At 67.4% G+C, this 14,769-nt stretch carries 17 protein-coding genes, 1 tRNA gene and 1 pseudogene; 9 read left to right on the forward strand and 10 right to left on the reverse strand.

Features of this window, described 5'->3' with window-relative positions:
• The first annotated feature begins 12 nt into the window (after positions 1 to 12).
• Positions 13 to 759, forward strand: coding sequence for a 7-carboxy-7-deazaguanine synthase QueE (locus FHW97_RS17305; protein ID WP_171799344.1), 747 nt, complete (start codon positions 13 to 15; stop codon positions 757 to 759).
• Positions 760 to 851: 92 nt separating this feature from the next.
• A complete protein-coding gene (locus tag FHW97_RS17310; RefSeq protein ID WP_022677225.1) occupies positions 852 to 1,214 on the forward strand; it encodes a hypothetical protein in 363 nt (120 codons plus the stop codon).
• Between the two features lie 67 nt (positions 1,215 to 1,281).
• On the opposite strand, the gene ssb is transcribed toward FHW97_RS17310, so the two are convergent.
• From ssb to FHW97_RS17335, 5 genes are all read right to left on the reverse strand, one after another.
• The gene (ssb, locus tag FHW97_RS17315; protein WP_107717053.1) at positions 1,282 to 1,836 is read right to left on the reverse strand and encodes a single-stranded DNA-binding protein; all 555 of its coding nucleotides are present in this window, start codon (positions 1,834 to 1,836) and stop codon (positions 1,282 to 1,284) included.
• 88 nt (positions 1,837 to 1,924) lie between these two features.
• Positions 1,925 to 3,784, reverse strand: coding sequence for a ferrous iron transporter B (locus FHW97_RS17320; RefSeq protein ID WP_171799345.1), 1,860 nt, complete (start codon positions 3,782 to 3,784; stop codon positions 1,925 to 1,927).
• A complete protein-coding gene (locus tag FHW97_RS17325; protein ID WP_062785299.1) occupies positions 3,781 to 4,026 on the reverse strand; it encodes a FeoA family protein in 246 nt (81 codons plus the stop codon). Before FHW97_RS17325 ends, FHW97_RS17320 begins: the two co-directional genes overlap by 4 nt.
• Before the next feature lie 112 nt (positions 4,027 to 4,138).
• Positions 4,139 to 4,819, reverse strand: coding sequence for a COQ9 family protein (locus FHW97_RS17330; RefSeq protein WP_171799374.1), 681 nt, complete (start codon positions 4,817 to 4,819; stop codon positions 4,139 to 4,141).
• Positions 4,820 to 4,865: 46 nt separating this feature from the next.
• On the reverse strand, positions 4,866 to 5,498 hold the full coding sequence (locus tag FHW97_RS17335; RefSeq protein WP_022677229.1) for an ankyrin repeat domain-containing protein: 633 nt from the start codon (positions 5,496 to 5,498) through the stop codon (positions 4,866 to 4,868).
• Positions 5,499 to 5,564: 66 nt separating this feature from the next.
• Between FHW97_RS17335 and FHW97_RS17340 the strand changes: the two genes are divergently transcribed.
• The 6 genes from FHW97_RS17340 to FHW97_RS17365 all read left to right on the forward strand — a co-directional run bounded on the left by FHW97_RS17340 (position 5,565) and on the right by FHW97_RS17365 (position 9,630).
• Entirely contained in the window at positions 5,565 to 6,215 is a 651-nt protein-coding gene (locus tag FHW97_RS17340) for an SCO family protein (protein ID WP_171799346.1), read from the forward strand.
• A gap of 3 nt (positions 6,216 to 6,218) precedes the next feature.
• Entirely contained in the window at positions 6,219 to 6,731 is a 513-nt protein-coding gene (locus FHW97_RS17345) for a YcgN family cysteine cluster protein (RefSeq protein ID WP_171799347.1), read from the forward strand.
• Complete coding sequence (locus FHW97_RS17350) at positions 6,728 to 7,471, forward strand: M48 family metallopeptidase (protein ID WP_054132163.1); 744 nt, start codon at positions 6,728 to 6,730, stop codon at positions 7,469 to 7,471. Before FHW97_RS17345 ends, FHW97_RS17350 begins: the two co-directional genes overlap by 4 nt.
• Before the next feature lie 63 nt (positions 7,472 to 7,534).
• Positions 7,535 to 8,023: a hypothetical protein gene (locus FHW97_RS17355; protein WP_183533829.1), complete on the forward strand. Its 489-nt coding sequence runs from the start codon at positions 7,535 to 7,537 to the stop codon at positions 8,021 to 8,023.
• Positions 8,007 to 8,984 carry a bifunctional diaminohydroxyphosphoribosylaminopyrimidine deaminase/5-amino-6-(5-phosphoribosylamino)uracil reductase RibD gene (ribD, locus tag FHW97_RS17360; protein ID WP_171799348.1) on the forward strand — a complete coding sequence of 326 codons (978 nt, stop codon included), beginning with the start codon at positions 8,007 to 8,009 and terminating at the stop codon, positions 8,982 to 8,984. Before FHW97_RS17355 ends, ribD begins: the two co-directional genes overlap by 17 nt.
• A 22-nt stretch (positions 8,985 to 9,006) precedes the next feature.
• Positions 9,007 to 9,630, forward strand: a complete 624-nt coding sequence (locus FHW97_RS17365) for a riboflavin synthase (RefSeq protein ID WP_169049191.1) — start codon at positions 9,007 to 9,009, stop codon at positions 9,628 to 9,630.
• Here FHW97_RS17365 and FHW97_RS17370 read toward each other — a convergent pair.
• The 3 genes from FHW97_RS17370 to FHW97_RS17380 all read right to left on the reverse strand — a co-directional run bounded on the left by FHW97_RS17370 (position 9,621) and on the right by FHW97_RS17380 (position 12,795).
• Positions 9,621 to 10,688, reverse strand: coding sequence for an NAD(P)H-dependent flavin oxidoreductase (locus FHW97_RS17370; RefSeq protein ID WP_370525456.1), 1,068 nt, complete (start codon positions 10,686 to 10,688; stop codon positions 9,621 to 9,623). The two genes, FHW97_RS17365 and FHW97_RS17370, sit on opposite strands and share 10 nt — an antisense overlap.
• Complete coding sequence (locus FHW97_RS17375) at positions 10,688 to 11,863, reverse strand: amino acid aminotransferase (RefSeq protein ID WP_171799349.1); 1,176 nt, start codon at positions 11,861 to 11,863, stop codon at positions 10,688 to 10,690. The genes FHW97_RS17370 and FHW97_RS17375 overlap by 1 nt, the downstream gene beginning before the upstream one ends.
• Positions 11,864 to 11,985: 122 nt before the next feature.
• Positions 11,986 to 12,795, reverse strand: coding sequence for a DUF1134 domain-containing protein (locus FHW97_RS17380; protein ID WP_107717046.1), 810 nt, complete (start codon positions 12,793 to 12,795; stop codon positions 11,986 to 11,988).
• A 322-nt stretch (positions 12,796 to 13,117) separates the two neighbouring features.
• On the opposite strand from FHW97_RS17380, the gene FHW97_RS17385 reads away from it, so the two are divergent.
• A tRNA-Ser gene (locus tag FHW97_RS17385) sits at positions 13,118 to 13,210 on the forward strand.
• Between the two features lie 168 nt (positions 13,211 to 13,378).
• Here FHW97_RS17385 and FHW97_RS17390 read toward each other — a convergent pair.
• Together FHW97_RS17390 and FHW97_RS22130 are read right to left on the reverse strand one after the other, a co-directional pair.
• On the reverse strand, positions 13,379 to 14,584 hold the full coding sequence (locus tag FHW97_RS17390; protein WP_171799350.1) for an MFS transporter: 1,206 nt from the start codon (positions 14,582 to 14,584) through the stop codon (positions 13,379 to 13,381).
• Positions 14,581 to 14,709: pseudogene (locus FHW97_RS22130) on the reverse strand (glycosyl hydrolase); the annotation flags it as partial. The pseudogene FHW97_RS22130 and the gene FHW97_RS17390, both read right to left, overlap by 4 nt.
• Between the last annotated feature and the right edge of the window lie 60 nt (positions 14,710 to 14,769).

The following is a 14,769-nucleotide window of genomic DNA, read 5'->3' on the forward strand; positions in this document are numbered from 1 at the left end:
CCAGCAACGCCCATGACCATCGCCCTCGCCACCACCACCCCCGGTGAGCCGGAAATCTTCGCCTCTTTGCAGGGTGAAGGACCATCGGCGGGACGGCCGTCGCTGTTCATCCGCCTGTCGCGCTGCAACCTGGCCTGCCAGTGGTGCGACACGGCCTATACCTGGCGATTCACCGGCGACAATCGCCCCCACCGCGATGACCAGGCGTTCGAGCGCAGCAGCAACCAGCTGATCCTGCCCGAAGACGAGGTAGTCGCCCGTCTGCTGGCCTTTCCGCAAGACCGTGTGGTGGTGACCGGGGGCGAGCCGCTGTTGCAGGCCGCCGCGCTGGCCCGCGTGCTGGCCGCGCTCAAACAGGCGCGGCCCGGCCTGCATGTGGAGATCGAGACCAACGGCACCGTAGCGCCCACGCCCGCGATCGATCCGCTGATCGACCAGTTCAACGTCTCGCCCAAGCTGGCGCATTCGGGCAATCCGGCGGAACTGGCCCTGATCCCCGAGCGGTTGACCGCATGGGCGGCTGACCCGCGCGCATTCTTCAAGTTCGTGGTGGCCAGCCCGGCAGACTGCGCCGAAGTGGCCGCGCTCCAGGCCCACTACGCCATTCCCGGTGAGCGGCTGTTCGTGATGCCCGAGGGCACTGACAGCGCAACCCTGCGCGACCGCGAGAAGTGGCTGTCTGCGCTCGCCCTGGAGCACGGCTGGCGCATGACTGACCGGCTGCACATTCACCTCTACGGCGACACGCGCGGAACCTGAGACCAACTGCGGAACCATTCGTCGCAAGCGCCCTGCCCGCCGGTTCCCCGCCTTGCTATGCCTTTGCCGGGATACGCAAAGGGACAAGAACCATGAGGGTCACTCCACTACTGGCTGCGGCGCTGATCGCCGCAGCGCTGCCCGGTGCAGCACGCGCCGATGATCCTGCTGATCCGTCGATGCGCAGCAGCGCCGCGCGGATGCGCGATCATGAGGCGATCCGCCGCATGAACCAGGCCCAGCTGGACTACGTGCGCCAGCGCGATGCCCGCTGGGCCCGCGAATATCGCCAGCAAGCCTCGCGCAGCCAGAGCAACGGCTATGGCGCGGGATATGGCTATGACAATGATGGCGGCTATGCCCAGGCGCAGGCGCAATACCAGCGCGACCTGGCCGCCTGGCGCCAGGCTGTGTCCGATTGCCGCGCCGGCTATTACGACGCCTGCGGCCGCTGACGCCGGCATAAAAAATCCCCCTCCTTGAACCAAGGAGGGGGCCGGTCATCGCGTACAGATGGCGCGATCAGAACGGGATATCGTCGTCCAGATCGTCGGCGAAGCCGCCGCCGCCGCCGCCCTGGTTCCAGGTGCTGCCGCCGCCCGAGGACGAACCGCCGCCAAAGCCACCGCTGCCGCCACCACGCGAACCGCCGCTGCTCGAGCCGCCCTCGTTCCAACCGCCGCCGCCAGAGCGCTGACCGCCGCCACCACCGCCTGCACCGCCCTGCGGGCCGTCGAGCATCGTCAGCGCGCCGCCGATACCGGCCACGACCACTTCGGTGCTGTAACGGTCATTGCCGCTCTGGTCCTGCCACTTGCGGGTGCGCAGCTGGCCTTCGATATAGACCTTGCTGCCCTTGCGCAGGAAGCGTTCGACCACGCCGATCAGGCCATCGCCGTTGATCACGACGCTGTGCCATTCCGTGCGCTCCTTGCGCTCGCCGGTGTTGCGGTCTTTCCAGTTTTCCGAGGTGGCAATGCGCAGGTTCGCAATCTTGCCGCCGTTCTGGAACGACTTGATCTCCGGGTCGGCCCCCAGGTTGCCGATCAGAATGACTTTGTTGACGCTGCCTGCCATCGAATCTCGTCCCTATGGAATTCAGGCGCGGACGTTAGCGCATCCCGAACTTGCTGTGCGAGTCTGTCGCACAAGAAAGGCGGGGAAACTACCCCAGACCGAACGCCACCGCGGTCCAATAGGTGATCCCGGCAAAGGCGTAGGCTAGCGCAAAGAGATAGCCCAGCATGAAGCCCGGCCACTTCCAGCCGTTGGTTTCACGCCGGGTCACCGCAATGGTCGACATGCACTGCGGCGCAAACACGAACCACGCCAGGAACGCCAGCGCGGTCGCCAGGCTCCAGTGGTGCTTGAGCTCGTCACCCAGGGCGCGGCCCTGCGCATCCTCGTCGCTGTTGTCCACCGCATAGCTGGTGGCGAGCGAGGACACCGCCACTTCGCGCGCGGCCATCGACGGGATCAGGGCCAGCGCGATATCGCGGTTGAAACCGATCGGTTCGACCACCACGGCGAGGCCATTGGCAATGTGCCCGGCGATCGAGGCATCGACCTGGCTCTTGCCCGGCTCGGCGCGCGGAAAGTTGAGCAGCAGCCACAGCACCACCGTCACGGTAAAGATCATCGTGCCGGCGCGGCGCAGGAATACCCAGGCGCGCTGCCACAGGCCCAGCGCCAGATCCTTGACCGTGGGCAGCTGATACTTGGGCAGCTCCATGATGAAGCCCGAGGCCGCGCCCTTGGTGATCGAGCGGCGCAGCACCAGCGCCACGACCATGGCACCGACGATGCCGGCAACGTAGAGCCCGAACAGCACCAGCCCCTGCAGGCCCACGCCCGGCAGCACCCGCGTGTTGGGAATGAACGCCGCGATGATCACGGCATAGACCGGCAACCGCGCCGAACAGGTCATCAGCGGGGCGATCAGGATTGTGGTCAGCCGGTCCTTCGGATCGGTGATGCTGCGCGTGGCCATAATGCCGGGAATGGCGCAGGCAAAGCTCGACAGCAGCGGGATGAAGCTGCGCCCGGACAAGCCCACGCCGGCCATCATGCGGTCCATCAGGAACGCGGCGCGTGCCATATAGCCGGTCGCCTCCATCACCAGGATGAAGAAGAACAGGATGAGGATCAGCGGCAGGAACACGATCACCGCGCCCACCCCGCCAATGATCGCGTCGGCCAGCAGATCGCGCAGCAACGAGGCGGGCAATTCGCTGCGCACCAGATCCTGCAGGGCAGAGGCGGCGCCATCCAGCCCGTCTTGAAACGGCTTGGCCCAGGTAAACATGGCCTGGAACACCACGAACAGCAGGGCAAAGAGCACCGGCGGCCCCAGCCAGGGGTGCAACAGCACCCGGTCCATGCGCGCATGGATGCGATGGCGCGCGGTTTCGGAAAGCGTAGCGCCCTGCGCCATCTGCCGCGCCAGCAGCCGGCGTTCGGGCAGCGTCACATGCACGCGCGCCGCCGGGGTTTCATCGCCAGCGGCAGTGTCGCGGGCCACGGCGATGGCCGCGGCCAGCTCGGCCAGCCCCTTGCGCCGCACCGCCACGGTTTCGATCACCGGCACGCCCAGTTCGGCAGCGAGCGCGGCAGCATCGATCGTCAACCCATCGCGCGCGGCCAGATCGACCATGTTGAGCGCGACCACGGTGGGCCGGCCCAGTTCCAGCACTTCCTGGGCAAAGACCAGATGCTGTTCGAGGTTGGAGGCATCGAGCACAATGACCAGGACGTCAGGACGCACCTGGCCAACCTGCTCGCCCATGATGACCTTGCGGGTCACTTCCTCGTCAGGGCTGGTGGCGGCAAAACCATAGGAGCCAGGCAGGTCGACCAGTTCGACCGGCTCGCCGCTGGGCAGCAGCAGGCGCCCGGCCTTGCGCTCCACCGTCACGCCTGGATAGTTGGCGATCTTCTGGCGCGCGCCGGTCAGCGCGTTGAACAGCGCGGATTTTCCGGCATTGGGATTGCCCACCAGCGCGGCGACAAATGGCCCCCTGCTCATGCCGCCAGCTCTTCCACGTGCATCGCGCGGGCATGGATGCGGCGCAGCGCCACGGTCATCCGCCCGATCTCGATCGCCAGGGGATCGCGGCCCAGGAACACCCCGCGATAGGCAAGGCGCACCTGCGCCCCTTCGTCAAAGCCCAGCGCGCGCAGGCGCTGCGCCTCTTCAGGCACCAGCGCGGCCCAATCGACCGAGGCGATTCGGGCATCGTGGCCCAGCGGTAGTTCATCGAGCGTCACAGCAGCCCCGCTGCCATAGCCCAGCCGCTTATGCAAGTCGTTCGCAAGAAGATTGATCGCGGTCAATTCATCAAACGGCCTGGCGGCACGCGCGAATGGGTGAGCGAACGGGTCAGCGGGCGGGATAGCGCAGCCGGCCAAGCATGCGCACCGGGCTGAACCGCTCGCCCTCACGCTTGAACAGGCCCGCTTTCAGCTTTTCAAAGCGCATCACGCCCTCGATCCGGCGATCAAGGAACGCGCGCGTGTCGGCATGGTCCTCGCTGCGGTCCTCGGCAAAGACGGCCAGCGTGGCGGCATAGAGCGCGGCCAGCGTCGCGCGCTTGCTGTAATGGTTGAGATCGGTGGCGGTATCGCCCGCCAGGCGCCACATGGCGTCCGCGCTGTGCCAGCCCAGCTTGAGCGTCTGAGCGCTGTTGCGCGGGCGGGCCATCTCGATCAGGGCGCGGCGCAGCGCCTCTTCCATGCCCGACAGGGCATCGAGGCGGAACTGCACCAAGCGGCGGATACGCTCGCGAATCTTGAGTGTGGCCAGTTCGCTGGCGGGCAGGGCACGGGCCATGTCGGCATCGATCCGCGCGATCCACGCGGCGATCATCGTCATCGCCGCGCCGCTTTCGCCCACGCCATAGGCCAGGCGCGCCACCGCGGGATCGAGCCCAACGGCGAGCGCGGCACTGTCCACCGCCGCGCCGGTCCAGCCGTCGAACATCGCCGCTTCGGCCACCAACGGCGCGAGTTCGATGCGCAGCTGATCGAGATCGAGCGTTTCCAGCGTGGCCGCATCGGGCATGGCGATCATGGCAAGTCTCCGGGTTGGAACATCAACGCATCAGTGATCAGAACGTGGGGCCATAGGTTTGCGCCGCCTTGCCGGTCTGGCGCTTCTTGGCGGCGGCCTCAAGCTCGTCCGAAATCGCCTCCGCATGGTCGAGCGTGGCATAGTCGCGGGCCGATCGGCCGGAATTGTCGGGCCGATCGGGGTTGGCGCCGGCCTTGAGCAGCGCGCGCACCATGGCGAGGTTGTGGCCGTGAACCGCCGTGATCAGCGGCGTTTCGCCGGTGTTGTTGGGATCATCCACCCGCGCGCCCACCGAAATGAGGAAGTCCACGCCTTCCAGGAAATTAAGGTTGGCGGCCACCACCAGCGGCGTGACGCCCTTGTTGTCGCGCGCGTTGACGTTGGCACCCTTGCCCACCAGGAACTGCATCCACAGCAGGTCGCGCCGCTGCGTCACGATATGCAGCGCGGTTTCGCCGGTCGATACGTCCTTGGTGTTGACGATCTGGCTGGCAGGATTTTGCAGCGCCTCGTTCACCTTGTCGCCGTCCTTCTTGCGCACGGCATCAAGGAACTTGTAGCTTTCCGAGAACTGGGCCAGCGCCGGGCCGGCCGGCAGCAGCACCGCAGCAGGCGCCAGGGCGCACAGGGCAAGAGCGATGCGGCGCGAATTGGCCCTCTTGATCGACACGGCTGCATTCCTCCTCTGGCGTGGCCACGGTGCACGTGGCCCTTGCAAGCGCGCTGTTAGCAGAGCATGAACCGCCACGCCATGGATCACCCCTCGTTCTTGCCGATTATTGCCCGCAAGTGCCTGTCGGCACTGGCGCTGGCCACCGCCCTCACCCTGCCGCTGGCGGCCTGCAACAATGCCGCGCCGGCATCGGATGCGCCGCTGGCCGGGGCACAGCTGGGGGGCGATTTCACTTTGGTGAACGAGGCCGGCAAGACCGTGCATGCCGCCGATTTCGCCGGCAAATATACCGTGTTCTATTTCGGCTACACCTATTGCCCCGATGTCTGCCCGCTCGACACCGCCAACCTGATGCAGGGCTATCACGCCTTTGCCAAGGCGCACCCGGACAAGGCCACCCGCCTCGTGCCGATCTTCGTCTCGATCGATCCGGCCCGCGATACGCCGCAAGTGCTGGCGCAGTTCACCGGCAATTTCGGCAAGGAACTGGTCGGGCTCACCGGCAGTGCCGACCAGATTGCCGCCGTAGCCAAGGAATTTGCCGTCTATTACCAGAAGCGCGCCGCACCCAAGGGCGCCGCGCCACAGGCCTATCTGATGGACCACAGCCGCGCGGCTTATCTGATGGGGCCCGATGGCAAGCCGATTGCCCTGCTGCCGGTGGAACAGAACGGCGAGGCCGTGGCCGCCGAACTGACGCGCTGGGTGCGCTGAGACATGGCCACGCCCCCCGATACCGGCGCATCGCAGGACCGCTTCTGGGATCGCCCGATCGAAACGCTATCGCGCGATGAATGGGAAGCGCTGTGCGATGGCTGCGGCAAGTGCTGCCTGCACAAGCTGGAAGACGAAGACACCGGCGAAGTCTATCACACCAACGTCGCCTGCCGCTTGCTCGACACCAAGACCGCGCGCTGCAGCGACTATCGCCACCGCCGCGCGATGGTGCCCGATTGCCTGCGGCTGACCCCGCGCCTGGTGGCGCAAGTGGCCTGGCTGCCGGCAACCTGCGCCTATCGCCTGCGCGCCGCCGGCGAGCCGCTGCCCGCCTGGCACTACCTGGAAAGCGGCGATCGCCAGGCCGTGCACCGCGCCGGGGTTTCGGTGGTGGGCAAGGCGATCAGCGAAGTGGTGGCCGGCCCGCTGGAAAACCACATCGTCAGCGATGTGGAATGGGATGGCGACGCGCCTGGCAGCCCGCGTGCGCCGATCGGCTTTCGCCTGCCGTGATCGACTGGCTGCGCCGCGCTGCCGAACCGGAAGCGGCCCAGGCACCTGCGCCGGTGGTCAACGTGGCCGGCCGCGCCCTGGCCGTGGAAGTGCGCCGCCTGCGCCAGGCCCGGCGGATGACCTTGCGGCTGGCGCCCGATGGCAGCGCCGCACGCGTCTCGATGCCCACCTGGGCACGCACCGCCGATGCCCTGGCCTTTGTGCGCGAGCGGGCCGATTGGTTGGCCGCCCAGCTCGATCGCCTGCCGCCGCCGCTGGACCTGGCGCCGGGTTGCACCCTGCCCTTTCGCGGCGACGTGCTCACGGTGTCGTGGGACACCCGCAATCCGCGCCGCCCGGTGGTGGACGACGGCGCCTTGCTGGTGGGCGGCCCGGTGGAGCAACTGCCCGCGCGGGTGCAGCGCTGGCTGGCGGCAGAAGCGCTGCGGCTGTGCACCGCAGACCTGGCGCACTATTGCGCGCGCGCCGGGGTGGCCGTGCCGCCGCTCGGGTTGTCGAGCGCCAAGCGACGCTGGGGCAGCTGCGCGTCCGACGGCACGATCCGCATCAACTGGCGCCTGATCATGGCGCCTGATGCCGTGCGCCGCTCGGTCGTGGCGCACGAGGTGGCCCACCTTGTCCATTTCGACCACAGCCCGGCATTCCATGCCCTGCTCGCGCAGTTGTTCGAAGGCAGCGTCACGGCCGCCAACCGCTGGCTCAAGGCCGAAGGGCGCGGGCTTTATCGCTTGTTCGGATAAGCTGGCCTGGCAAAACCGGCGACTCATTTGCCTTCCGCCGTTCTGATCCCTATCTGAAGCGCGATGAAAGGCTTTTTCCGCAATGTCTCCCCGCTGCGCGCAGTGCGGGATTTCTGGCAGGTGCTTGGCGCGCCCAGCGAATACCGCACGCGCGCGCTGATTATGGCCGGGCTGGTGACAGGGGGCATCTTCTATCTGATGACCCAGCAGGAAGGCCGCGGCCTGCCGCGCCCACCGACGATCATCTATTTCGAATCCTGGCGGGCCGATCGCAGCGATGCCGATATCATCAAGGGCAACATCGCCGCGCAGAAAAAGGCTGACGCCGAGGAAGCCGCCGAAGAGCAGCGTCAGGAAGACATCCGCAAGATGTACAAGGCGGTCGGCGCCGCCACCGGCATCGACACGCAAAAGATGTATGACGACGGCACCAAGGAACGTGCCGCCGAAAAGAAGGCCGAGGCCGAAAAGAACGCCGCGCTCTATCGCCAGATCACGGGCAAGCCGGTGCCGACCGTCCCCACGCCCGCGCCTGATGCCACCAAGCCCTGAAGACGATGCGTGCTGGCTGGCAACGGCCGCCGCGCTCTCTGCCCGTGGCCGCCCGCTGAGCGCGCCCAACCCCGCCGTGGGCTGCATCATCGTGCGCGCCGGCCGCGTGATCGCGCGTGGTTGGACCCAGACCGGCGGCCGCCCCCATGCCGAAGCGATAGCGCTGGCCTCGCTTCGTAGCGATGCACGGGGCGCCACCGTCTATGTCAGCCTTGAACCCTGCGCCCACACTTCTGCCCGCGGACCGGCCTGCGCCGATCTGCTGGTGGCCGCCCGCCCGGCGCGGGTGGTGGTGGGGCAGACCGATCCCGATCCGCGCACCGCTGGCGCCGGCATCGCGCGGCTGCGCGCAGCGGGCATTGCCACCGATCTCGTGCCATCCGCGCCGTGTGCGGCGGCGCTGGCTGGCTTCCTGCTGCGCACCACGGCGGGCCGCCCGCACGTCACGCTCAAGCTCGCGCTGACGCTCGATGGCGCGATCGCGCTTGCCAACGGGCAAAGCCAGTGGATTACCGGGCCAGAGGCGCGCGCCCATTGCCATGCCGAGCGCGCGCGGGCCGACGCCATCCTGGTGGGCGGCGGCACGCTGCGCGCCGATGTTCCTCGGCTCGATGTGCGGCTGCCAGGGCTGGAAGCCCGCAGCCCGCAGCGCTGGGTCTTGACCCGTGGCTCCGCGCCGCAGGGTTGGCGCGCCGCGGCCGATATTACCGCGCCCGGCGCCTTTGGTGATGCGCAGTGGTTGTTCGTCGAAGGGGGCGCGGGCGCTGCCGCCGCGTTCCTCAAAGCCGACATGGTCGATCGCCTGCTGCTCTATCGCGCGCCGATCCTGGTTGGTCCCGGCCTTGCCGCTGTGGGCGATCTCGGGCTGGAAACCCTCTCCGCCGCCCATGGCCGATGGGACATGGGCCCCGCATGCCGGCTTGGCAGCGACACCCTCACCGTCTACCACCGCCGCCGCTAACGCATAAGGAAAGCCAAGCGCCATGTTTACCGGGATCGTCACCGAAGTGGGCAACGTGATTGCCATTGCCGACAAGGGCGACAAGCGCGTGACGATCTCCTGTGCGATGGACCCGGCGCGCATCGCCATCGGCGCCTCGATCGCCTGTTCGGGTGTGTGCCTCACCGTGGTGGAAAAGGGCGGCGTTGCCGGCGAGGCCTGGTTTGCCGTCGACGTTTCGGGCGAAACCGTCAGCCGCACTGCCCCGGCACAATGGCAGGCCGGCGCACCGATCAATCTGGAGCCGGCGCTGCGCCTGGGCGATGAACTGGGCGGGCATATCGTGACCGGCCATGTCGATGCCCTGGGCGAGATCGCCAGCATTACCCCCGAAGGCGGTAGCCTGCGCGTGATCATTGCCGCCCCACCAGCCCTTGCACCCTATATCGCGCCCAAGGGCTCGATCACTGTCGATGGCGTGTCGCTGACGGTGAACGAGGTGGCCGATCAGAGCGACGGCACCTGCCATTTCGCGCTCAACATCATTCCCCACACCGCGCAGATCACCACGCTGGGCCAGTTTGCGCCTGGGCGCCAAGTCAACCTCGAGATCGATGTTCTGGCCCGCTATCTGCAGCGCATGCAAAGCCTGTCGCGTCAGGCCTGAGCCATCTCGCGCACCAGTTGCGCCACCAGGTCTGCGGCGGGCATGGCCCGCGCCTGGGTCACGCCGCTGCCGGCCCATTGCGCGCCAAAGCCGTCTTCGCCGTGCGCCTGGGCGGCGGCATCCAGCGCCTTGCCGGCGGCATAGGCACGGGGATAATCGGGCACCTGTGGCAGGTTGCCCAGCGCGGTAAAGCGGTTGGCCAGGCACCGTGCCGGGCGGCCGGAAATGGCGCTCGTCATCACTGTCTGGTCCGCTGCCAGCAGGGCGGCGCGATAGCCGGGCCGTGCCGCGCTTTCCGGGCAGGCGACAAACGCGGTGCCCAGTTGCGCCGCCATCGCGCCATCGGCAATCGCCGCGCGCATGCCCTGCCCGGTCATGATGCCGCCCGCTGCCACCACCGGCAGCGCGGTTTCGCGGCGCACGGCACGCACCAGGTCGCGTGTCGGCAGCCTGGCATCGGGCGCCGCAGGATCGAACATGCCGCGATGGCCGCCGGCCTCCCAACCCTGCGCAATGATCAGGTCAAGGCCCGCATCGGTGATCGCGCGGGCCTCGGCCACGTTGGTCGCCGTGGCCGCCAGCACGCACCCTGCGCCACGCAGGGCCGCCAGTACATCGCCGGCAGGCAGCCCGAAATGAAAGCTGACCATCGGCGGCGCCAGTTCCACCAACAGCGCCTGCATGGCGGCATCGTCGGCAAAGCTGCGATAGATGGTGGCCAGTTCGGCCGGCGGCTCCGCGCCAAATGCGGCGAATTGCGGCGCCAGCGCCGTACACCACACTGCCTCGCGCACCGTATCCACGCGCGGGGCGGCATGAACGAATACGTTGACATTGAAGGCGGCCGCTGTGGCGTTGCGCAGCGCCGCGATCATGGCGCGGGCGCCAGCGGTATCGGTGGCACCCACCGCGATCGATCCCAGGCCCCCGGCATCTGACACCGCCGCCGCCAGCGCCGGCGTGGATACACCCGCCATCGGCGCCTGGATCAGGGGAATGCGCAGGCCGAGACGCTGCCACAGGTGTGTTGCAGCTTCCCGGCCCGCCATCGGTTGCATCAGGCCGTGGCGACGTCGCGCAGGGCTTCGATGAACTGGCCGATATTGCCGGTGGTGAGCCCGGCAATATTGATGCGGCCGGTGCCAGCCATATAGACGCCGTGGCGCTCGCGGATCGTCAGGATCTGCTCGCTCGACAGCGGCAGCATCGAGAACAGGCCGTTCTGCGTGCCCAGCACGTTCATGGCGATGGGGCCAACCTGGCCGGCGGCGGCCAGCTGGTCACGCACCCAGCGCATGCGGTCGCGCATTTCGTCCAGCTCTGCCAGCCACAGCTTGGTCAGTTCGGCATCCGACAGGACCAGGCGCACGGCAGCCGCACCATGATCGGGCGGCATCGACCACGAAGCGCGGGCAATGGTGGCACCGTTCGACATGGCCTTGGCAAGGGCGTCCTTGTCTGCCGTCACGGCATAGAAGGCGCCAACGCGATCGCGATAGAGGCCAAAGTTCTTGTCGCACGAATAGGCGACCAGCGCCTCGGGCACGGCGGCAAGCACCTTGCGCAGGCCATAGGCATCGGCTTCCATGCCCTCGCCCAGGCCCTGATAGGCCAGGTCGATCAGCGGCAGCACGCCCTTGGCCGCCAGCAACGGAGCGATTTCGTCCCACTGCGCCGGGGTGTAATCCACGCCGGTGGGGTTGTGGCAGCAGCCGTGCAGCAGCACCAGGTCGCTCGCCTCGGCCTCTTCCAGCGCGGCCTTGAGCGCAGCCAGATCGGCCGTGCCATCGGCGGCAGTGTGCTTGAAGGTCTTCAGTTCAAGCCCGGCGGCGGCCACGATCTGGGCATGGTTGGGCCACGAAGGGGTACCCATCCACACGCGCTTCACGCCCGTGCGGTTGGCCACTTCGATCGCCAGCCGCACCGCGCCGGTGCCGCCCGGGGCCTGCATGCCGTCTACCTTGGCGGCATCGAAATCGGCGCCAAACACATAGGGAATCAGCGCGTTGACAAAGCCCATGTCGCCTTCAGGGCCAAGATAGGCCTTGGAGTCCTGCTCGTTGAGCAGCTTGGCTTCGGCGGCCTTGATCGCCTTGAACACCGGGGTTGCGCCATCGGCGGTGCGATAGACGCCCACGCCAAGGTCGATCTTGGTATCGCGCGGATCGGCATTGTGCAGCTTGATCAGCGCCAGCAAGGCATCGGCCGGTTGCGGAGCCAGGTTTTCGAGCATGGGGATTTTCTTTCACGGCTGACTGAAAGGAACGCCGCCCCCATGCCGCCGCCAGCGCCCCGGCGCAAGAGGGTTTGCACCCCGCCGCGCCAAGGCGTCAGACGATCAGAATGGCATCCCCCTTAGAACGGCATCCACGTCTGCTTGCGGCTGAACTTCATGTAGCCCGCGTTGATGCCCAGGCGCAGGCCCGCGCCCATGCGCACCGGGATCAGCACCACATCACCGCGGCGCAGATAGCTGACATTGAAGCCGCCGATCAGATAGGCCTGCCCCTCGCCCGCGCCAAAGCGATGGTACATGTCGGCCGTGTCATAAAGATTATAGACCAGCACAAAGGTATTGCCGGCATTGGCCCCGGCATCGAATCCCACCGAAGGGCCGGTCCAATAGACCGGCATGTCGCCCTCCACCTTGTGGTGCAGCGTGCCCGAGCCATAACGCAGCCCGACCACCAGGGCGCCGCCGGCTTCGCGCCCGGTGATATAGCCCACCGGCTCACCCTGCTTTTTCAGGATGTCGCGGATCATCATGGCCAGGCCCTTGGCGCCCTTGCCGAACACGCCCTCGGCCGCGCCGATCAGATCGTCTTCATGCCAAGATTGCCCGGCCGCGCCCGGTTGTGCACCGGCAGTGCCGGCCGGCGGCGGGGCGGCGCCCATCGGCGCGGGGCTGGCATAGGGCGCGCCACTTGCCGGCGGTGTCGCTGGCGGCGGGGTGTAGGGCGCTGGCGTGGCGGGGGCTGGGGCCGGGTTGGGTTGCACCGGCGTGGCGCGCGGTGCGGCCGGCGTGGTGCCGGGCTGTGGCGCCAGATCGCTGTCGATCGCCGAATTGGGATCGATCGTCTGGACCTGCGCCTGGGCCAGCGGGGCGGCAAGCAGGGAAAGACCCGCCAGCCCCAGGGCCAGGCGATATTGGATGGCACGCTTCATCTTGTTTCCCGTCCCCTAACTGCGAGCGCCGATTGCGGCAGTGACCCGGCTCAATGGTGGTTCGACATGGCGCCAAGGTGGCGCCACGGCAATCCGATTGTTTCCATCCGCCACAGGTTTGCCCCACCACAATGAACGGGCGATGAGCCGAGTCGAAATTGCGCCCAACCGGCCACGCACCGCGCCAGCCAGCCGAAAGGGCGGCATCACACCGCCACACAAAGCTGTCCACAGCCCCTGCGCCAGCCTGGGGAAAAATCACAAGACAGCGCTTGCCCCGCCCCACAACCCCCGTTATAGGCCGCCCTCGCCGCTGCGATCCGGAGACGTGGGTGAGTGGCTGAAACCAACGGTTTGCTAAACCGTCGTACTGGTAAATCCGGTACCGAGGGTTCGAATCCCTCCGTCTCCGCCACATCATGCATATGGCGATCCCCATCGAACGCGCATCCCAGCCGCAACGCACCCACCGGTGCGAGCCGGCCTGATGTTCTGACCGCACACGGCTTAAAAACGCCCGGATGACGATGGTCACCCGGGCGTTTTTTGCTGAAAGGCGGCAATGGCGGCGGCGCTTTGCGGTTCAGGCACGGGCCGGTGCCGGGCGGGCGCTGGCGCTCAGGGCCATGCCGACAATGATTGCCAGGGCGATGCTGCCCGCGCCGATGGCCACGAACGTCAGGGGCAGGCCGTGGCTGAACACGGTAACCAGCGAGACCAGCGCCGGGCTGACGAATTGGCCCACGAAGAATGCGCAACTCCAGAAGCCCATGCCGCGGCCGCGGTTCTCATCGCTCAACCCGCGCATCGTCCACAACAGCAGCGTGGGAATGCACAGGCCGGCGCCCAGTTGCTGGACGGTGCAGAACGCAGTCATTTGGGCGGCCGAAGCGCTGGCGCCGATGCCGAGCAGGCCAGCGCCCATGAGCGCAAAGAAGATGCCGATCTGCCAGCCGGTGCCAAGCCGGCTCGATGCGGGCTTGAACATCAGCCCACCGAAGAAGACGCCAATGTTCGCTAGTCCGATCAGCATGCCGATCGTATCGGGCGACGTGACGCCGACACCGGGAAACAGCAGGCCAACCTGGACGATATAGACGTAGTAGATGCTCGAAGCGAGCAGGGTCACGCCACTGGTGATCAGGACATGGCGGGTGGGAAAGCCGGCCACCGCCCCGGCCAACAGCGTCTGGCTGCGCTTTGCCGGCTCGAACAGCAGGAATGCCATCGCCACCGCGATCGGGATGGCGCAGGCATAGACCAGAAACGGAATGTTCCACCCCACCCCTGACAGCATGCCCGACAGCACCAAAAGCGAGACGCCGAAAAACGGCTGCGCGGCGGACTGCACGGTCAACCAGAAACGGCGCCGGCTTTCGTCAAAATAGTCACCCACCAGCGTATTGGTCACCGTCAGGATCGCCGCTTCGCACACGCCGAGCAAAAGGCGCGAGGCGAACAGCGCGGGCAGGCCGTCGATGAACACCGGCGCGATACCGACCAGGCCATAGACTGCGGTGGCGACGACGAGCAGCCGGCTGCGGCCATGGCGATCGACCAGCCAGCCCATCGCCGGCGACAGCAGCGCGACCATCAGGCCCGGCGCGGTGACCGCCAGCGGCACCCACAGGCTCGCCCCGGGGACACCGGCGAAATGCGCCATCATGCGCGGCACTGCTGGCGCCAGGGCGACGATCGCCAGGATGGGCAGAAAGCTGGCGATCACCACGACGATGCCTTGGGGCAGGCCCGCCTGGCGTGGTGCGCCAATATCGGTTGCGGTACTCATGTTGCTCGTCCTTTCAGCAGTGCGCCGCCGATGCCGACGGCTTTCATCCAGGCGAGGTCCTTGGCGATGCCGTCCTTGGTGATGTTGCCGTTCATCCAGAGCCACCACACCCGCGGCTGCGCCGTAACCGGCGGGTCGGCAAGCGCGTCGGGCGCCGGATGGACCTGCCCGCGCCATGGGCAAGC

The organism is Novosphingobium sp. SG754 (genome assembly GCF_013149315.1).
Classification (GTDB): Bacteria; Pseudomonadota; Alphaproteobacteria; order Sphingomonadales; family Sphingomonadaceae; genus Novosphingobium; species Novosphingobium capsulatum.